This is a genomic window from Aeromonas sp. 97A (assembly GCF_051919185.1).
Classification (GTDB): domain Bacteria; phylum Pseudomonadota; class Gammaproteobacteria; order Enterobacterales; family Aeromonadaceae; genus Aeromonas; species Aeromonas veronii.
On record NZ_JBQBFF010000001.1, the window covers coordinates 2,463,504 to 2,481,439 of the forward strand.

Here is a 17,936-nt window from a genome sequence, read left to right on the forward strand (position 1 = left end):
TTCGCACATAAAAACCACAGGATGACCATGAGCAGCAAGATCTACTTCAACACCCGCCGCTTCAGCCCGAGCAAATGGCTGCTGGGGATCGGCACCCGGTTGCACCACAGACTCGCCCCCACCCATGCCAAGCGCACCGCCAGCAAGTTGCTGCTCACCCCCCAGCGCAACCAGCGCGGTGGCCACGAACCAGCCGGTCTGGTGAAGCAGGCCGTCCATACCAGCGAAGGGGTATTGATGAGCTATCGGCTCGGTCAGGGGCCGCTGTGGCTGCTGATGCACGGCTGGTCCGGCAGCGCCAGCCAGTTCTATCCGCTGATGAGCCATATCGCCGCGCAGGGTTTCACCGCCATTGCCTACGATCATCCGGCCCACGGCCAGAGCGCAGGCAACACTGGCCACCTGCCCCGCTTCGTACGCGCCTTCGACGAGCTGGCGACCAAGCTGGCCAGCGAAGCAGGCCCGCTGCACGGGGTCATCGCCCACAGCATGGGAGGCGCCGTCACTCTCTCCAGCCGTCAGCCGGGTATCGATACCCTGCCGCTGCTGTTGATTTCACCGGTGCTCGACTATGTGCCCCAGCTCTACGGCATGGTGGCACGCTCCGGCTACTCCATCCGGTTGTTCGATGCGGTGGTCAAGGAGATTGAGCAAGAGTACCAGCACCCCTTGAGCACGGTCGATCCGCTGGGGCGGCTCGCCAGTCGCAGCGGCGCGGCGATGATCGTGCACGACGAGGAGGACAGATTTGCACCGCACGGCGATTCCTTGCGGGCCAGTCAGGATGGTCATACCCGGCTGGTGAGCACCCGGGGACTGGGCCACGGTCGCATCCTCGCCAGCGCCCCGGTATTCGCCGCCTTCGATCAGCTGGCGCGACCGGAAAATCCTCACCGCGCCCTTTGACATGGGGCCATGAAAAAAACGGGCAAGCGCCCGTTTTTATATTTGATACAGCGCCTTATAGTTAATTTGTCAGTGGGAACATTCTTGTCAGAACACGATAAGGCGCCAGCATATGGCCAGACCCAATACAGCATTGTTGCTCACCGGTGGCGGTGCTCGCGCCGCCTATCAGGTCGGAGCCCTCAAAGCGATTGCGGAGCTCTACCCGCGCAATCTCGGCATCCCTTTTCCCATCCTGTGTGGCACCTCGGCGGGGGCCATCAATGTCACCGCGCTGGCCTGCTACGCCTCCTGCTTCCATCTGGGGGTGCGCAAGCTGGAGTGGGTATGGCGCCGCTTCGAGACTCACCACATCTTCGATTTTCATCCCGGTCGCCTGCTGTGGCGGCTGATGTACGAGGGGTCGGCGGGGCTGATCAACCCCCACACCAACCACGCCTTTCACCTCTTTGACAACGCGCCGCTGCACCGCCTGCTGGATCAGCTCATCGACTATCACCGCATCGATGACAACATCCTCTACGGCAGTCTGGAGGCGCTGGCCATCACGGCATCGGATTACGACGACGGTCTCTCCACCACCTTCTTTCAGGGGCGGGCCGACCACCATCCGTGGGAGCGGGCCAGACGGCGCGGGGTACGCACCGTGCTTACATCGGAGCACCTGCTCGCCTCCTCGGCGTTGCCCTTTGTCTTTCCGGCCACCCGGATCGGCGAGAAATTCTACGGCGACGGCTCCATCCACCAGCTGAGCCCGCTCAGCCCCGCCATCCATCTGGGGGCGGAGCGGATCCTGCTGATCACCCTGGATCCGCCAGCCCACTCGGCGCCGACCCATCATCACGGTCATCTCACCAGCTCCAATATCGCCAGCCATCTGCTCGATACGGTCTTTACCGACACCCTCAACTCCGATCTGGAGCGGCTGTGGCGCATCAACCAGACTCTGGATCTTATCCCTGAGCGGGAGCGCAACCGCCTAAAGCTGAAGCGGGTGGAGACCTGCGTGCTGAAACCGAGTCAGGATCTCGACACCATCGCACTGGCCTACCTGCGCAAACTGCCGCTAAAGTTGCGCCGGCTGTTGCGGGTGTTGGGCGTGAAGGGGGATGAGACCAGCAGTCTGGCGAGCTTTCTGATGTTCTATCCAGGTTACTGCCAACAGCTGATCAAGCTGGGCTATCAGGACACCCTGAGGGAGTGGGAGCGGGTCGTCGCCTTCCTCGATATCGAAGGGCTACCAAAAGAGCGGGAGTAAAGGACGCGGCCGATGAGTGCAAGGGGACTCAGCGCCCCTCCAGCAAACGCTGCTCCGCCTGCTCCATCGCCACCACGGTACCAAACAGGATCAGCCGATCGCCAGCCGCCAGCACCAGCTCGGGTCTGGGTTCCAGACTCTGATCCCCGCGCTGCACCTCCTTGATCCGCACCTCATCGAGCGGCAACTCGCGCACTTCACGGCCTACCGCCCACGCCTGATCGTGCAGCAACAGCGGATGGAGGCGTTCGAGCAGCTGATCCGCTTCCAGATTGCTGGCGCTCTGATCCCCCCAGTAAAAGCCGTGCAGAAAGCGATACTGGCTGCTGCGCTCGAGCTCCATCCGGCGGATCACCCGGCCAATGGGAATATCGCAGTTGAGCAGCAGGTGGGAGACCAGCATCAGGGCCCCCTCCTGGGATTCAGGGATCACCTCAAATGCCCCCGCCTGCTTGTACTGCTCCAGAAAACTGTCATCCCGGGTACGCACCAGCACCTTGAGATCCCCCGCCAGTTCGCGGATCAGTGCCAGCATCGCCTCCACCCGCTTGCGGTCATCGAAGGTGATGATCACCAGCCGTGCCCGCAGCAGACCGGCGGCCAGCAGAATATCGCGGCGGCTGGCATCGCCGAAGGCCACCTGCTCCCCCGCCAGCTTGGCCTCGCTCACCCGCTCGGGGTCGAGATCGAGGGCCAGAAAGGGGATCTCTTCGATTTTGAGGAAACGGGCACAGGTCTGCCCGGCCCGGCCAAACCCGGCGATGATGACATGCTGGTTTTTGCTCAGGCCCGACTGGGCGACTTCGGAGCGGGTCAGCAACGCCGGATCGGTCAGGCTGCGGGCCAGCGAATGGGCCTGGGTCACCAGCCAGGGGGTCATGGCGATGGAGATGATGCCGATGCCGATGAGCAGGGAGACCTGTTGCTGATCCAGCAGGCCGTGGTGCAGTGCCAGCGCCAGCAGCACGAAGCCAAACTCCCCCACCTGACTGAGCATGATGCCGGCGGCCATGCTGTCGCGCTTGCGCTCCCCCATCAGCCGCCCGGCCAGCAGTACCAGCAGGGATTTGCACAGCACCAGCAGCACCACGCAGATCAGTACCTGCCACCATGCCCGCGCCACCAGCTCCCACTCCATGGCCATGCCGATGGTGATAAAGAAGAGCCCCATCAGCACATCGCGAAAGGGCTTGATGTCTACCTCCAGCTGATGACGGTAGTGGGACTCCCCCAGCATCATCCCCGCCAGAAACGCCCCCAGCGCCATCGACAGCCCCAGCGAATGGGTCATGTAGGCAGCCAGCAGCGCCACAAGCAGGGCACTCAGTACAAACAGCTCGTCGGAGCGGGCCCGCGCCACCTCGTGAAACAGCAGCGGCAGCAACCACTTACCGACCGCCAGCAGAGTGAAGAGGGCAAACAGCCCCTTGAGGGTGGCCCAGGCGATCTCGGCGGCCAAAGCGCTCCCCTGCACTTCCGGCTGGGCGAGGATGGGGATCATCACCAGCAGGGGCACCACCGCCAGATCCTGAAACAGCAGCACGCTCACCCCCAGCTGGGCGCGGCGGGTATGGAGCTGCTTCTGCTCGCCGAGCTGCTTGATCACCACCGCCGTCGAGGAGAGTGCCAACGTTCCCGCCACCACCAGCGACTGGGCCAGACCCAGCCCCCACCACCAGCAGATGGCGAAGAAGAGCAACGAGGTGAGCAGCACCTGCAACATCCCGACCCCCAGCACCAATCGGCGCATCGCCAGCAATTTCGGCAGGGAGAACTCCAGCCCCAGCGAGAACATCAGAAAGACAATCCCGAGCTCGGCAATGGTCTGCATGATCGACTGGCCGGTGATCACCGCCAGCCCGTGGGGGCCGAGCAAGACGCCGGCAATCAGGTAGGCGAGGATGACCGGCAAGCCGAGGCGCCGGAAAGTTGCCACCAGCAGAACGGCGGCGAACAGCAGGATCAACAGGTCGGTGTACAAATTTTCCTCTCCTTTTATCGACTTAAGCTTAGTCAGCCAATCTGGCGGGCAGGAAAGATATATTGGGCATGCCAATTGCAGGGAGGAGACAGTAGTCAGGTGTTACAGGTGGAAGACCATGGAAAATACGTCGTCACTTAATGGCTTTAGCCATGGCATCGAGCAGTGGGTTCGCCAGATGGAGCGGCTCACGCCGTTGCCCAGCGTTGAACGCAACCAGTTGCTCGAGCAGTTGTTGGGGCAGAGCGATCTCGGCGGTCTGCTGACAACTTTTGCCGATCGTGCGGCAAGAATTGTCAGGATCCACGGTCTCTACCTCGATTGTGGCCAGCCCCATGTGCTGATCCAGCACCCGCCGCTGGCCACCCTCAACCTGCACAACTATCCGTTCGAGCTGCGCGGTCAACATGGCCAGCTGCTCGGCCAGCTCCACTACGAGCTGGAACATCCGCTGAGCGGCAGCCAGCAACGGGTACTGATGCAATACCATCAGCTGCTCTGCCTGCTGCTGCCCCTCTATCTGCGGCTGGAAAAACTGGATCAGCTGGTCCGGCTCGATCACCTGACCGGCCTTGGCAACCGCTCCTACTTTGACGAGGCTATCGGTCGCGCCATCGAGCAGCACAGCCGCGAGCCCCACGGTCTGGTGCTGGTGCTGCTGGATCTCGATCGCTTCAAGCAGATCAATGATACCTGGGGCCATCCAGTGGGGGATCTGGTGCTGAGCCGCTTCGCCCAGCTGCTCAAGGGGTGTATCCGCAGCACGGATCAAGCCTTCCGGCTCGGGGGAGATGAATTTGCCCTGCTGCTGCAACCGGCCGAACCCGAGGCGTGGCGCCCGGTCTGGCTGCGACTGCAGCATATGTTGATGACCAACAAGGAGCTCAGCACCTTCTCGGTCGGATGCAGCCTTGGTGCCGCCAGCTGGCAATCCGGGGTCGATGTGCCGAGCCTCTACGAGGCGGCCGACAGTCACCTCTACGCCCGCAAGAAAGCAGGCAAGGCCAGCCCTAACGAATAATCCCGAACTCTTCTTTGCTCCGGCACATGCGCGCCATGTGACCGGAGCTTCTTTTTTTGGGGTCCCCGCTCACACCGATCACCTCAGGCAAGATCCTGCTCGGGCAAAACCGGAGCTGCCCCCCCCTGCCAGTGACAGACCAGCCCAGCCCCCTGCGCCATAAAACCGTCGCAGATAAAGAGCCCCACCACCGCCGCCGCCTGCTCGCCATAGTAGAGGATGGGGATGCGCCCCCGCTGCCACGAAGGCACGCCATACTCCTGCAGCAGCTTCTTCATCCGCCGACTACCGCTCCGCCCCACCGGTTTGAGGGGGATCCCGGGCGCCACCTGAAAACGCACCGAGAGCGGCTCGTCCGGCCGGGGGGCACGTAGCAGATCCTCGCCGTGCTCCGCCATGCGCACCACCAGCTCACCCAACCCGTCCGGCAGGGTCAGCGGCTCACCCACTGTGACCGGCAACACCTGATGGCAAGGTTGCAGATCAGGGCTCACCAGATAGAGTCGCTCCTGAAAACGGCGGCAGCTCTGGCGCCCCCAGTTGAGCTGGGGATTGGCATCGCCGCGCGCCAGCGCTACCTCCTGCCAGAGCCGGGCAAGCTGCTCACGGGATGGCATCTCCCCCCCTGACGGCGGATCCAGTAGCGCAGCAGGTTGTTGCGCCGGGTGGGTGAAAGGGCGTGCAGCGGGCCGATATGGAGCGCCTCCCCCTCGCCCGCCAGCTGCCAGTCACTCTCTGCCAGTTCGTCCAGCAGCGCCTCCTGCTCGGCGCACAGGGCCATGCTGCGCGCCGCGGTCTGGGCCATGGCGGGCCAGCGCGCCTTGAGCTGGGGGATAAGCATCTGGCGCAAAAAGTTGCGGTCATAGCTCACGTCCTGATTGCTCTCATCCTCCACCCAGCCAAAGGGGAGATTTGCCGCCGCCTCGGCCAGCTCGGCGCGACTCATATCGAGCAGCGGCCGCAGCAACAGGCCGCCAGCAAAGGGCTGGCTTGGCAAGATCCCCGCCAGCCCTCGCAGACCGGCGCCGCGCTTGAGGGCCAGCAGCAGAGTCTCCAGCTGATCGTCCTGATGGTGGGCGGTGAGCAGCCACTCCCCCTCCCGCATCCGGGCGGTCAGCCGCTGGTAACGGGCGGTGCGCGCCTGCGCCTCCAGACTCTCGCCATTGCCGCGGGCCAGAGTTACCCGCTCGACCAGCAGCTCCACCGCCAATTGCTGACACACCGCTTCACAATGAGCGACCCACTCATCGGCATGGGGACTGAGGCCGTGGTGCACGTGCAGGGCGCGAAGTGGCAGGCCATGCTCGCGGGCATACTGCGCCGCCAGCACCAGCAGCAGGGTGGAGTCGAGGCCGCCACTGAAGGCCACCAGCAGACCGGTGGAACCTTCCGGCGCTGGCATAGTCAGACAAAAGCGAGAATAAAGATGAGAAATCATAGGCTTCCCCAAAACGGACCGGCCGATCTTAGCAGAGTCGGGCTTATCAAGCTGCAACCCTGCTGCTAGAGTGAGGCTCGCCCGCCCTCTCCACCAGGCTGGCCGCAAGGCGGTCGCACAACCGGTTGGAGCAAGGAAGATGGGCAGGGAAGCAAACAATCGGAATTGGAATCAAACAAGATGAACAATAAGAAAAGCTTACTGGCCGGCCTGATTGGACTGGCCCTGCTGGCTGGCTGCAGTCAGGCACCGCAAGAATCCCCCAAACACTCCGGGCTGGCGCTGGCCAATATGGACACCCAGGTCAAACCCGGCGATGACTTCTTCCGCTACGTCAATGGCAAGTGGCTCGCCACCGCCAAGATCCCTGACGATCGCCCCGCCGATGGCGCCTTCTACATGCTGCGGGACAAATCTCTCGCCGATGTGCGGGTGCTGGTCGAGGGGCTGGCCAAGCAGGAGGCCGCCACCGGCACGCCGACCCAGCAGATCCGCGATCTCTACGCCAGCTATCTGGATCAGGCAGGCCGTGACGCCAAGGGGCTCACCCCGCTGGCACCGGCGCTGGCCGACATCGACCTGATCGGTGATCAGGCCGCGCTGGCCCGCGCCTTTGCCCAAAGTGGCCGCATGGGCGGCGGCGCGCCGTTTGGCATCTGGATCGACGCCGATGCCAAGTCCCCCGACCGCTATGCGGTCTACCTCTATCAAGGTGGATTGGGGCTGCCGGATCGGGACTACTACCTCAAGCAGGATCCCGAGAGTCAGGCCCTGCGCCAGAAGTACCAACAGCATATCGCCGCCATGCTGAGCCGCCTCGGTGAGTCTGACCCGAGCGGCAAAGCCAAACGGATTCTGGCCCTCGAAACCCGGCTCGCCACCATCCAGTGGGACAACGTCGCCCTGCGGGATCGGGAGAAGAACTACAACAAGCGCCCCGCCAGCGAACTGGCACAGCTCGCCCCCCACCTCGACTGGCAGGCTTATCTCAATGCCGCGGGCATTGCTGGCCAGCCGGATCTCATCATCGGCCAGCCGACCTATCTGAGCGCGCTGGATCAGGTGATGGCCCAGACCCCCATCGCCGACTGGCAGGCCTACCTCAAGTGGCAACTGCTGACCGACTACGCCCCCTATCTCGACAGCGAGACCGACCGCGCCAACTTTGCCTTCTACGGCACCACATTGAGCGGCACGCCCAAGCAGCGCGCCAGCTGGGAGCGGGCGCTCGGGGTATTGAACGATCATCTGGGTGAAGCGGTCGGCCAGCTCTATGTGGCCCGCTACTTCCCGCCGGCGGCCAAGGAGCGGATGGAGCAGCTGGTGGAGAACCTGCGCACCGCCTACGGCCAGAGCATCAAGGAGCTCGACTGGATGTCGCCCGAGACCAAGGCGCAGGCACTCGAGAAGCTGGCCAAGTTCCGCCCCAAGATCGGCTACCCCGACAAGTGGAAGGATTACAGCGCCATCGCCATCAAACCGGATGATCTGGTGGGCAACCTGCAACGCTCGCAAGCCTTTGAATACGCAGACAGTCTGGCGCGCCTCGGCAAACCGGTCGACCGGGACGAGTGGCACATGTCGCCGCAAACGGTGAACGCCTACTACAACCCGAGCAACAACGAGATCGTCTTCCCGGCGGCCATTCTGCAGCCCCCCTTCTTCGACATGACGGCGGATGATGCGGTCAACTACGGCGCCATCGGCGGGGTGATCGGCCACGAGATGGGCCACGGTTTTGATGATCAGGGGGCCAAATCCGACGGTGACGGCATGATGCGCGACTGGTGGACGCCGCAGGATCTCAAGGAGTTTCGCTTTCGCACCAGCCGTCTCGTGGCCCAGTACAACCGCTTCGAGCCCATCAACGGCCAGTTCGTCAACGGCCAGTTCACCCTGGGGGAGAACATCGGCGATCTGGGCGGTCTCACCATCGCCCACAAGGCCTACGAGCTGTCGCTGGATGGCAAGGAGGCGCCGGTGCTGGATGGCTTTACCGGCGAACAGCGTTTCTTCCTCGGCTGGGCTCAAGTGTGGAAGGGGATGTATCCGCCCCGAGCTGATGCAGATGCTGCTGCGCTCCGATCCCCACTCGCCCCCCGAGTACCGGGTCAACGGCGTGGTGCCGAACATTCCCGCCTTCTACGAGGCATTCAACATCCAGCCGGGGGACAAGCTCTATCTGCCGCCCCAGAAGCGGGTGAAGATCTGGTAACAGCATCACGGCGGGCTCCCCCGGGAGCCCGCGGTCAAGAGACAGCAAGAGGTTGCAAGATGAACAGAGCATTGATGATGGCAGGGCTGCTGACCCTGCCGCTGGCGGCACAAGCCGAAGAGGGATTTAGCAAGCAGCTGACCCTCCCCTCCGGGCAGGTGATCCGGGTGGCGCAGGGGGCCGGTGAGCCCGCCTCCATCGGCAGCTATGACGTGCGGCTCTATTCGGGCCAGAACGCCCAATTTCCACTGGATGAGTTTCAGGATGGCAAGGTGATGGCTCGCAACGGCTTTATCCGGGAGCTGAAACTGGTCGATTTGAATGGCGACAAGCAGCCCGAGCTGGTGGTCATCATCGAGAGCGCCGGCAGCGGCAGCTATCAGGATGCCGATGCCTACACCGTCAGTCCGCAAGGGGAGCTGGAGATCTTCAATCAGGTCAAGGAGCTGGAGCCCAAAGAGGATGTGGTCAAGGCGCTCAAAAGCCCGCAGGACTAAGCCCTCTCCCCGAATCTGAAATATAAAAAGCCCTGATGATCAGGGCTTTGTTGTTTCTGCTGTTGGTACAAATAGCTCAGAGGCGGGTCGCCCGGATGGAGACCTGCGGCAGCGCCATCTCGTGCTGGGCCGCCACCAGTTGCAGCTCGTAGGCCCCCGCCAGCCAGGTGCGAGCCAGCACGGCATCAACGCTGGCGTTGGTAAGTTCGAACGCCGCGACCGGAGTACAACCGGCCAGCAGATTGGCCAGCATGGTGGCGCTCAGCAGATCCCCCACCCCGATGGGGTGGCGAGCAAAAGGGTAGAGCGGGCGGGAGAGATGAAAGGTTCCCTCCTCGCACACAAGCAGCATCTCGAAGCGGTCCATGGCAAAGCCGGCCTTGCCCAGATGCTTGACCATCACCAGCTTGACCCCTTGCGCGCGCAGCTGCTGGCACGCCTCGATGGCCTCCGGCACATTGCGGATATCGCGGCCGGTGAGCTGTTCCAGCTCCAGCAGATTGGGGGCCAGCATATCGGCGCAGGCCAGTGCCCGGTTTTTCAGAAAATCGGCGACGCCGGGTGCCACTATGCACCCCTTGTCGGGGTGACCCATCACAGGGTCACAAAAGTAGAGGGCGGCCGGATTGATCGCCTTGAGCCGAGCCACCGCCGCCAGGATCTCCTCCCCCTGTTCGGCCGAGCCGAGGTAGCCGCTCAAGATCGCATCGCACTCGGCCAGCACGCCGATCTCCGCCAGGCCGTTTACCAGCTGACGGATATGGCCGCCGGGCATCACCATCCCCTGCCAGCCTTCGCGGTATTGGGTGTGGTTGGAGAACTGCACCGTGTTCATCGGCCACACCTCGATCCCGAGGCGACGCATGGGAAAAACGGCGGCGCTGTTGCCGGCACAGCCAAAGACTACGTGGGATTGAATGGAGAGCACTCGCTTCATGGTTGGCGACTCACGCAATAAGAACAGGAATTCCGGAGGGAAAAACGGGCCTTGCGGCCCGTTGTTGTCACTTTCGACTGTTGTCACTGTCGATTAACGCAGCACCTTGACGGTGTAGCTGCCATCGGCCTGACGATAGAGGCCGTGAATGTCGGTCTCGAAGCCCGGGTAGTGAGCACCGATCTCGCACAGCATCTCGAGGAACTCGAGCACCGGCAGAGAATCCTTGGTCACCATCTCGCCCGGCAGTACCAACGGAACTCCCGGCGGGTACGGCAGGATCATGTTGGCGCTGATGCGGTCAACCATGTCACGCAACGGCACCTCTTCCAGATTGCCCGCCAGCTCTTGCTGCCATGCAGCGTGCGGGGTCATCTTCATCTCCGGCAGCACGTCGAACGCCTTGAACATCAGCTCCGGCAGACGGTATTTGCAGGTCAGATCGTGGATGCTCTGGGCCAGCTCCTGAATGCGCATCCCTTCGTAGAAGCTCGGATCTTCACGATAGAGGCTCGGCAGGATGTTCTTGATGGTCAGGTTCAGGTCGTAGCCACGCTTGAACTCGGTCAGGGCGCGCAGCAGCTGCATCGCCTTGGACTGATCGATACCGATGGAGAAGAGGAACAGCATGTTGTAAGGGCCGGTCTTCTCGACCACGATGCCGCGCTCGTCCAGGAACTTGGAGACCAGTGAAGCAGGAATGCCCTTCTCCAGCAGCTTGCCATCACGACCCATACCCGGGGTCAGCAGGGTGACCTTGATCGGATCCAGGTACATGTGGTTGTCATCGATGTCCTTGAAGCCGTGCCAGTCATCTTTCGGATCAAGCTTCCAGCACTCGACGGTGTCGATGTTGTCCGGCTGCCATACGTCGAAGAACCAGCCTTCGCTCTGATCACGCAGACGCTTGATCTCTTTGCGGAAGGAGATGGCGCGATCGATGGAGTCCTTGATCAGACGCTTGCCGGTGTTGCCACGCATCATGGCGGCAGAGATCTCGGTCGATGCCACGATGCCGTACTGCGGCGAGGTGGAGGTGTGCATCATGAAGGCTTCGTTGAAGGTCTCTTCCTCCACGTCACCCTTGATGTGGATCATCGAGGCCTGGGAGAAGGCCGCCAGCAGCTTGTGGGTGGACTGGGTTTCATAGAACACCTTGCCCGGCATCGCTTCGCCGCTCATGCCGCACTTGCCTTCATAGATCGGGCTGAAGTTGGTGTAAGGCACCCAGGCACTGTCGAAGTGGATGTAAGGGGTATCCAGACTCTCCTTGATGAAGCCGGTGTTGTAGAGCAGGCCATCATAGGTGGAGTTGGTGACGACGGCGTAACGGGGAGCCTGGGCACCCGGTGTCGCGGCAACCTTGGCAGCGATGGTGTCGCGGCTGAATTCGCTCTGCGGGATACCCCCCAGAATGCCGTAGGCGTTGCGGGTCGGACGGAAGTAGATCGGCGTCACGTCGTTCATCATCATCAGGTGAGTGAGCGACTTGTGGCAGTTGCGGTCAACCAGCACAGTGCTGCCAGCCGGTGCGGAGAACATGCCGACGATCTTGTTGGCAGTGGAGGTGCCGTTGGTAACGATATAGGAACGATCGGCGTTGAAGGTACGGGCGATGTACTCTTCGGCTTCCTTGTGCGGACCTGAGTGATCCAGCAGGGAACCCAGCTCCGGCATGGAGATGGAAACGTCAGCCTTGAACGCGTTCGGGCCGTAGAAGTCATAGAAGATGCTGCCGGCCGGGCTCATCTGGAAGGCGGTACCGCCCATGTGACCCGGAGTACAGAAGGTGTATTTACCCTCTTCCACGTACTTGAACAGCGCCTTGGTAAACGGCGGCAGGATGGCGTCCTGATACTCCTGGGTGGCCTGGCCCATCTTGAGGGCGATGTCGTCAGCCATGCCGAGACGGTACTCGAAGAAGTGGACGTTCAGACGCAGGTCGGTCAGGTGAATATCCAGGGTGGACTGGTCGTTGGCGAAGGCGAAGATCGGCAGCTTCTCGTTGCGATCGTGGATCTCCTTGCACAGGCCCAAAGAGTATTTGTCCCAGTCGAAGATGGCGCCGCAAACGCGGGGGTTCTTCTCGATCAGTTTCAGCAGGTCGGCCACATCGACCGGATAAACAACCTCGAAACCCTTGCGCTCGAGGGAGGCTTGCAGCTGGCGAATGGGTTCTTCTTTAAAGAAAACGCCGAGGTGGTTGAGGATGGCAATGATATTCATCGTAATGCTCCACACGTAAAGGGGCGCTCTCCATCAGGGATGGTGAGTGAAGAGCGCTCGGAAGATAAAAGGGGGAATTAGTTGCTGGGTTGTTCGTTCAGCAGGGCGTCGTGCTGACGCAGACCCTGTTTTTTGGCGTAGAACATCAGGATGATGAGCGACACCACGAAGGTAGCGGTAAGGTTGGAACCCTTGGCCCCCATCAGGGCCACCAGACAGAAGACACAGGCAACACCGGAGAAGATCATCGCGCCGATGCTGCGGGAGGTCATGCCCTCGAAGCGGATCAGGTTAATGCTGGAGTAGAAGTAGGGCAGCATGGTCAGCAGCACCGCATCTGTGGTCAGCACGTTGAAGAGATCGGCAGCGTGAGCGGACTGGGAGGTGAAGGCGGTCAGGCCAACCATCAAGGCAGTCATCTTGAGGGAGCCCAGGATCAGACCCTTCTTGGCCACACCGTTCTTGTCCACTTCGCCGTAGATTTTCGGGAAGTTGCCGTCGTTAGCGGCACGCTTGCCCGCCTCGCCCACCAGCATCATCCAGGAACCGAGCGAGGTGAAGCAGGCCAGGGCGGTGAAGGCAGAAACGAATGGCGCAGACCAGCTACCGAAGATGGCGGAAGAGGCCATGGCAAACGGGGCGCCGGAGGCAGCCACTTCACCGGCCGGGAACATGCCGCTGATCACCTGGGTAGAGAGGATGTAGATAACACCGGCAATACCGGTACCCAGCATGGTAGCGAGCGGTACGGTACGCTTGGGGTTCTTTACCATGCCGGAAGAGACGGCGGCAGATTCAACACCGACGAAGGACCAGAGGCAGATCAGCACGGCGCTGATGACCGCATGCAGGTCGCTGCCGCTGGTGGTGTTCCAGTTCTGGCTATAGACAGTGGCATCAAAATGACCCCAGCCCATCACCGCTGTACCGACAACTGGCAGCAGGATCAGCACCAGACCCAGAGTACAGAGTCGGCTCACCCAGCTACCGCCAAGCAGGTTGACGAAGGTGAAGATCCAGACGGCAGCGATGGTGGCTGCGGCGGCCGGAATTGGGCTATTGAGAATGGGGAAGAAGACCGAGAGGTAGGAGACGCCGGTAATGGCGATGGCCAGGTTACCGATCCAGTTGGCGTGGTAATAAAGCACACCGGTCTGGAAACCGAACACCGGAGAGATCTCGCCAGCGTAAGCAATGGGGCCACCCTCTTGCGGGTTCTTGGTAGCAAGGCGGGCGAAGACAAAGGCGAGGCCCATGGCGCCTACCAGACAGATTGCCCAGCTAAAGACAGAGATGGAGCCGATGGTGGCCAGTGCCGAAGGCAGCAGCGCGATGCCACTCCCCATCATGTTGCCGGCCACCACACCTGTACAGGCGATAAGGCCAATCTTCTTGCTCGTATCTAGGGACATAAGATCTCCGGTTCTATAAAAGGTCGGGTCGTCACATACACATTTGGCGGAACGCCCCGCCAAAGAATGGGCACAGACTAGGCCTCTCATCCCCGGAAAACATAAAGACCAGCTAACGGATAAAAATATGAGGCAACTTTTTTCGCCGCTTCACCACTTTTTATAAAAATCATTTAAAAACAGAACCTTGACGTCATGTCGCACCACCATCTTGATAAAACCTTGATATCAGACAGCCCCGTTCTTGTCCCTTGATAACCCCTTATCTCGCCGCCTTGATATTTTTGGCCAGATAAACCCGGGATAAAGCAGCTCCCAATGCACCCCCTCCCCTTGTAACCATCCGAACGCCCAGCTGACCATCACCCTGAGTGGCCGCTCACCTCCTGCTTGACCCTCCGCTCGGCTCATCACAATCCAAACTCAGAGGTAAAGCGCAACGGCGATAACCGGTAAGCAATGAGAAATGGGTCGTGACGGACAGCTTATCCCGCCGCCAACAATGAGCAGATGTCACAAGCTGCGCGCGGCGCAAAGCCGGGCAAACTCGAGTGCCGCGAATGCTGCGTGCAAGACAAAGGCAAATGGGGATAGTGGGGAGCGGCGGGGGATAAATCGGGCCACACCAGAGCGACCATCCCCGGTGGCAAACAAGCAGGATTGAGACAAGCAGAAACAGCACAGGCCGCCCAAAGGCAGCCTGTGGATGGGGTCGGCAACCGCACCGACCGGGGGAAAACCAACACTGCGGTGTTAGAAGAGCTTCACCTTGCTCTGGCCCAGCGCATTGAACAGAGCCGGGGTGAGGCTCTCCATATTGCTGTAGAAACCGAGCTGCTGGCAGAGCAGATAGGTCTGCTCGGTCGCCTCCATCAGGAAAGCCTGACTGTAGGCATCCCCCGCCGCCTCGGGGCGACCGTCCAGCTCCGCCAGCTTGCCCTGCAGTATGTAGTAGAGCACCGAGCGGCCGCGACTCGCCGCCTTCTCCAGCAGATAGTTGGCCTGCTGTTGCTGGCCGTTGAGGATCGCCTGCAGGGTCAACGCCTCCCACACCCGGGCTGGCAGGGCGCCGCTGTTTTGCACCACGCTGGCGAGATGGGTGCCAATCCCCTGCAGTCGCTCGCTCTCGGATTTGCCCGCAAGGGTGGCCAGCGCCTCGCCCGCCAGATAGCGCTCCGCCAACAGCAGCGGCTGATCCGGATGGGCAATCAGCGCCTGCTCCAGCAGATCGATGCCGCGCTTGAGGGCGACCGGATCCCGGCTGTTGATGTAGTACTGCGCCTCCATCATCGCCATCAGGGAGGCATCATCGGTCGGCCAGCCCATCCCCGGCTCGGCATCGGGTTGGTCGAGGGCGCGCAGCAGATCCTGGCTGCTGGCCTGCAACACACCGTGCACACTGTGGCGACTGAGCTGGTACTGATGGCTGAACAGCACCCGGTTGGTATTGATATTGCGATACTCCAGATCGAGATAGGTGCCACGGGGCTGGCGGGTGACCCGCACACTCAGCTCCTTGCCGGGCATGATACCCCCCATCAGAGTGGTGGCGCCGTACTGCACCCGCAGCGGCGTGGCCACGGCCACCTCCCCCATCAAGGCTCGGGTAATGCCATCAGCGAGGCGCACGTTCTCGTTGTTGTCATCCATGCCGGAGTGGAAGCGGAACACCAGCAGATTGGGATCCAGCATGGCATGCACCTGGGGGCTGGTGTGCTGGTAGCTGAGCATGCTGACAATGGCGATCAGCACGATGGCCACGAAGATATCGAAACTCACCATCTTCCAGCGGCTGCGGGCATCCTTGGCATGGGTGGAGATGGCGCGGGTCAGGGGCCCGGCGGGAAAAGGGGCGACATTGGGCTGTGCATCATCATCCTGCTCAGCCGCGGGCGGGCTCAGATCGGAGAGAGTCGGGTTGTCTGAGAGAGTGGTATTGACCGCAGGAGATGGCTGCTCGTCCGCCATCACTACGGAAACCACCTGCAGCGGCCTTACCGGTGCCACCAGCTTGTAGCCGCGCTTGGGTACGGTGACGATATAGTCGGTCGCATCGGTGCGACCATCTTTGAGGATCTTGCGCAGTTCGAAGATGGACTGGGTCACAACCTGATCGGTCACCTCGGCGCCATCCCACACCTCGTTGATCAGGGCATCGCGGCCAAACACAGTGCCGGCATTATGGGCCAGAAACCGCAACAGGTTGACCAGTCTGGGTTCGAGGTAGACCTCGCGGTCGGGGCGACACAACATGTTGTCGTCAACGCTCAGGGTCCAGTCGTGGATCTCAAAAACCGATTCGCTCATGATTCACTCGCTGCAGATGGTGACAATGCACGATGAGAGAGACGCAAAACCCGGGCTGACTGAACGGAACAAGGCGCTATCACCAGAGGTGACAGATAAAAAGAGAACCGAAGCAATCACATCTCTGAGAGTCAGTCTGGCCAGGCCATCCTGTTTACGTCTGAAGGGCATCCTTGCGGGCATTCCGACCACCGGGATCGGAAGGGATCACTTTAAGCAAAACGGGAGCTGGATCCCACTTTTTTTGGCTATAAATCGCCGTTGAGTTGATCCGACACCGCACTTTTCGGCAAATAGCGTGCCAACTAGTATTCATATGAACATCCCATATGCCGGAATCAAAAAGCCCTGAACATCAGGGCTTTCTCATTTCTTCGACCATCGGGGAGACGTTACTTCGCTACCGGAAGCGCATCCTGCTGACGACTGCGGCGCAGATGACGCCGCCACAACGAGAAGCCGCCGTAGCCAAGACTCAGCACCACCGCATAGAGCACCTGAGTGGCGAGCGCCACCAGCACCAGAGCGCAGAGCAGCACGCTTATCCCCGCCAGCCCCTTGCCCACCCCGCCGAGCAGACGCCAGCCCGCCGCCATGCAGAGCAGGTAGACCAGCACGAAGTTGCCGTTGGCGTAGCGGATCAGCTCATCGAGCGGCAGTCGCAGCCAGATGATGAGGGTGATACAGAGCAGGCAGATGGCGAGCACCAGACCGAGCGCCCGCAGCGGCGCGCCGCGCGCGGTGAGCACAGCCAGCGAGGCGGGCAGCTTGCCTTCCCGCGCCATGCTCCAGATCAGCCGGGCAAAGCCCTGAATGTAGATATTGATGCTGGCAAAGCAGGAGAGGTAGCCGAGCACCGCCACCAGCCACTTGGCGGTGGGGCCGAACAGCAGCGCCAGCAGGGAGGGGATGGCGGTGGCGTTTTTCGCCTCATCGCCGTAGAGGCCATATTTGAGCACCACCAGCGAGTGGATCCAGTAGATAAGCCCCGCCAGCAGCACCCCGCCGAGCAGGGCGATGGGGTAGTCCCGCTCCGGCCGCTTGAACTCCTCCCCCATGTGGGCGAAGGCTTCCAGCCCGACGAAACACCAGAACATCACCGCCAGCGCGGTAGCCATAGGGGGCCACTCATCCGCGCTCGGTAGCGGCCGGGCCGCATCGCGCCAGCTCACCTCCCCCTTGAACCAGATCAGCAGGGTGAGCCCCAGAATAGCCAGAGCTATCAACAGCTGCAGGTTGCCGGAGGAGCGCGCCCCGCGCAGCCCCAGCAGAAAGACCCCGAGCAGGGTCAGCAACTGGATGGCCCAGAGGGTCCACTCCCCCATATCGAACAGGGCGTGCCAGAAACCGGCGGCAATCATCAGGGCGGCAGGCAGGCCCACCGGCAGCACCGCCAGAAACAGGAAGGCGGAGAAGCGCTCGGCACCGTTGCCAAAAGCGAGGCCAATCAGGTGCGGCGCGCCGCCCGCATGGGGATAGCGACGGCCGAGGCGAGCGAAGGTAAAGGCGATGGGCAGCACCAGCGCAATCAGCAACAACCAGGCCCAGAGCGAGGCCCCACCCGCCAGCGAGGCGGCGGTCGCCGGTACCACGAAGATCCCGGTGCCGAGCAGCGAGGTGGCGAGCAGCCCCATTCCCTGCCAGAGCCCGAGATCCTTTTTCAACCCAGACATATCCTTTTGTCCCGACTAGAAAAACATCCCGCCATGTTAGGCCTGCTCCGCCCCTTTGTTAAGCA

10 protein-coding genes and 2 pseudogenes are annotated in these 17,936 nt (G+C 61.7%); 5 read left to right on the forward strand and 7 right to left on the reverse strand.

The genetic code is table 11. The features are described from left to right. Positions 1-27 precede the first annotated feature (27 nt). A complete protein-coding gene (locus tag ACTG27_RS10920; RefSeq protein WP_113738955.1) occupies positions 28-906 on the forward strand; it encodes an alpha/beta hydrolase in 879 nt (292 codons plus the stop codon). Positions 907-1,018: 112 nt separating this feature from the next. Continuing rightward, the gene (locus ACTG27_RS10925) at positions 1,019-2,164 is read left to right on the forward strand and encodes a patatin-like phospholipase family protein (protein ID WP_323890875.1); all 1,146 of its coding nucleotides are present in this window, start codon (positions 1,019-1,021) and stop codon (positions 2,162-2,164) included. Between the two features lie 28 nt (positions 2,165-2,192). On the opposite strand, the gene ACTG27_RS10930 is transcribed toward ACTG27_RS10925, so the two are convergent. Further along, complete coding sequence (locus ACTG27_RS10930; RefSeq protein WP_323890873.1) at positions 2,193-4,145, reverse strand: cation:proton antiporter domain-containing protein; 1,953 nt, start codon at positions 4,143-4,145, stop codon at positions 2,193-2,195. Between the two features lie 118 nt (positions 4,146-4,263). Here ACTG27_RS10930 and ACTG27_RS10935 point away from each other — a divergent pair, with 118 nt between their 5' ends. Further along, a complete protein-coding gene (locus ACTG27_RS10935) occupies positions 4,264-5,166 on the forward strand; it encodes a GGDEF domain-containing protein (protein ID WP_005347848.1) in 903 nt (300 codons plus the stop codon). Between the two features lie 83 nt (positions 5,167-5,249). Here the strand turns inward: ACTG27_RS10935 and tilS are convergent. Then, positions 5,250-6,604 (reverse strand): annotated as a pseudogene (gene tilS, locus ACTG27_RS10940) (tRNA lysidine(34) synthetase TilS). Between the two features lie 180 nt (positions 6,605-6,784). Here tilS and ACTG27_RS10945 point away from each other — a divergent pair. Beyond that, positions 6,785-8,819, forward strand: a pseudogene (locus tag ACTG27_RS10945) (M13 family metallopeptidase). 59 nt (positions 8,820-8,878) lie between these two features. Next, positions 8,879-9,316 (forward strand): PliI family lysozyme inhibitor of I-type lysozyme, encoded by a 438-nt coding sequence (locus tag ACTG27_RS10950; protein ID WP_040066645.1) that lies wholly within the window; start codon positions 8,879-8,881, stop codon positions 9,314-9,316. Between the two features lie 76 nt (positions 9,317-9,392). Here the strand turns inward: ACTG27_RS10950 and pdxY are convergent, their stop codons facing one another. The 5 genes from pdxY to yjeH form a co-directional block, all read right to left on the reverse strand. Further along, a complete protein-coding gene (gene pdxY / locus ACTG27_RS10955; RefSeq protein WP_236315767.1) occupies positions 9,393-10,253 on the reverse strand; it encodes a pyridoxal kinase PdxY in 861 nt (286 codons plus the stop codon). A gap of 93 nt (positions 10,254-10,346) precedes the next feature. Then, positions 10,347-12,479, reverse strand: coding sequence for a lysine decarboxylase CadA (locus tag ACTG27_RS10960; RefSeq protein ID WP_236381402.1), 2,133 nt, complete (start codon positions 12,477-12,479; stop codon positions 10,347-10,349). 77 nt (positions 12,480-12,556) lie between these two features. Beyond that, the gene (cadB, locus tag ACTG27_RS10965) at positions 12,557-13,891 is read right to left on the reverse strand and encodes a cadaverine/lysine antiporter (protein WP_005347861.1); all 1,335 of its coding nucleotides are present in this window, start codon (positions 13,889-13,891) and stop codon (positions 12,557-12,559) included. A gap of 753 nt (positions 13,892-14,644) precedes the next feature. Then, complete coding sequence (cadC, locus tag ACTG27_RS10970) at positions 14,645-16,198, reverse strand: lysine decarboxylation/transport transcriptional activator CadC (RefSeq protein WP_151286707.1); 1,554 nt, start codon at positions 16,196-16,198, stop codon at positions 14,645-14,647. A 392-nt stretch (positions 16,199-16,590) separates the two neighbouring features. Beyond that, positions 16,591-17,871, reverse strand: coding sequence for an L-methionine/branched-chain amino acid transporter (yjeH, locus tag ACTG27_RS10975; protein WP_151286708.1), 1,281 nt, complete (start codon positions 17,869-17,871; stop codon positions 16,591-16,593). Between the last annotated feature and the right edge of the window lie 65 nt (positions 17,872-17,936).

Excerpts from the sequence above, each read along its gene's own strand:
- pdxY (WP_236315767.1), bottom strand. The coding sequence starts at position 10,253 with ATGAAGCGAGTGCTCTCCATTCAATCCCACGTAGTCTTTGGCTGTGCC.
- yjeH (WP_151286708.1), bottom strand. The coding sequence starts at position 17,871 with ATGTCTGGGTTGAAAAAGGATCTCGGGCTCTGGCAGGGAATGGGGCTG.
- ACTG27_RS10960 (WP_236381402.1), bottom strand. The coding sequence starts at position 12,479 with ATGAATATCATTGCCATCCTCAACCACCTCGGCGTTTTCTTTAAAGAA.
- ACTG27_RS10920 (WP_113738955.1), top strand. The coding sequence starts at position 28 with ATGAGCAGCAAGATCTACTTCAACACCCGCCGCTTCAGCCCGAGCAAA.
- ACTG27_RS10950 (WP_040066645.1), top strand. The coding sequence starts at position 8,879 with ATGAACAGAGCATTGATGATGGCAGGGCTGCTGACCCTGCCGCTGGCG.
- ACTG27_RS10925 (WP_323890875.1), top strand. The coding sequence starts at position 1,019 with ATGGCCAGACCCAATACAGCATTGTTGCTCACCGGTGGCGGTGCTCGC.
- ACTG27_RS10935 (WP_005347848.1), top strand. The coding sequence starts at position 4,264 with ATGGAAAATACGTCGTCACTTAATGGCTTTAGCCATGGCATCGAGCAG.
- cadC (WP_151286707.1), bottom strand. The coding sequence starts at position 16,198 with ATGAGCGAATCGGTTTTTGAGATCCACGACTGGACCCTGAGCGTTGAC.
- cadB (WP_005347861.1), bottom strand. The coding sequence starts at position 13,891 with ATGTCCCTAGATACGAGCAAGAAGATTGGCCTTATCGCCTGTACAGGT.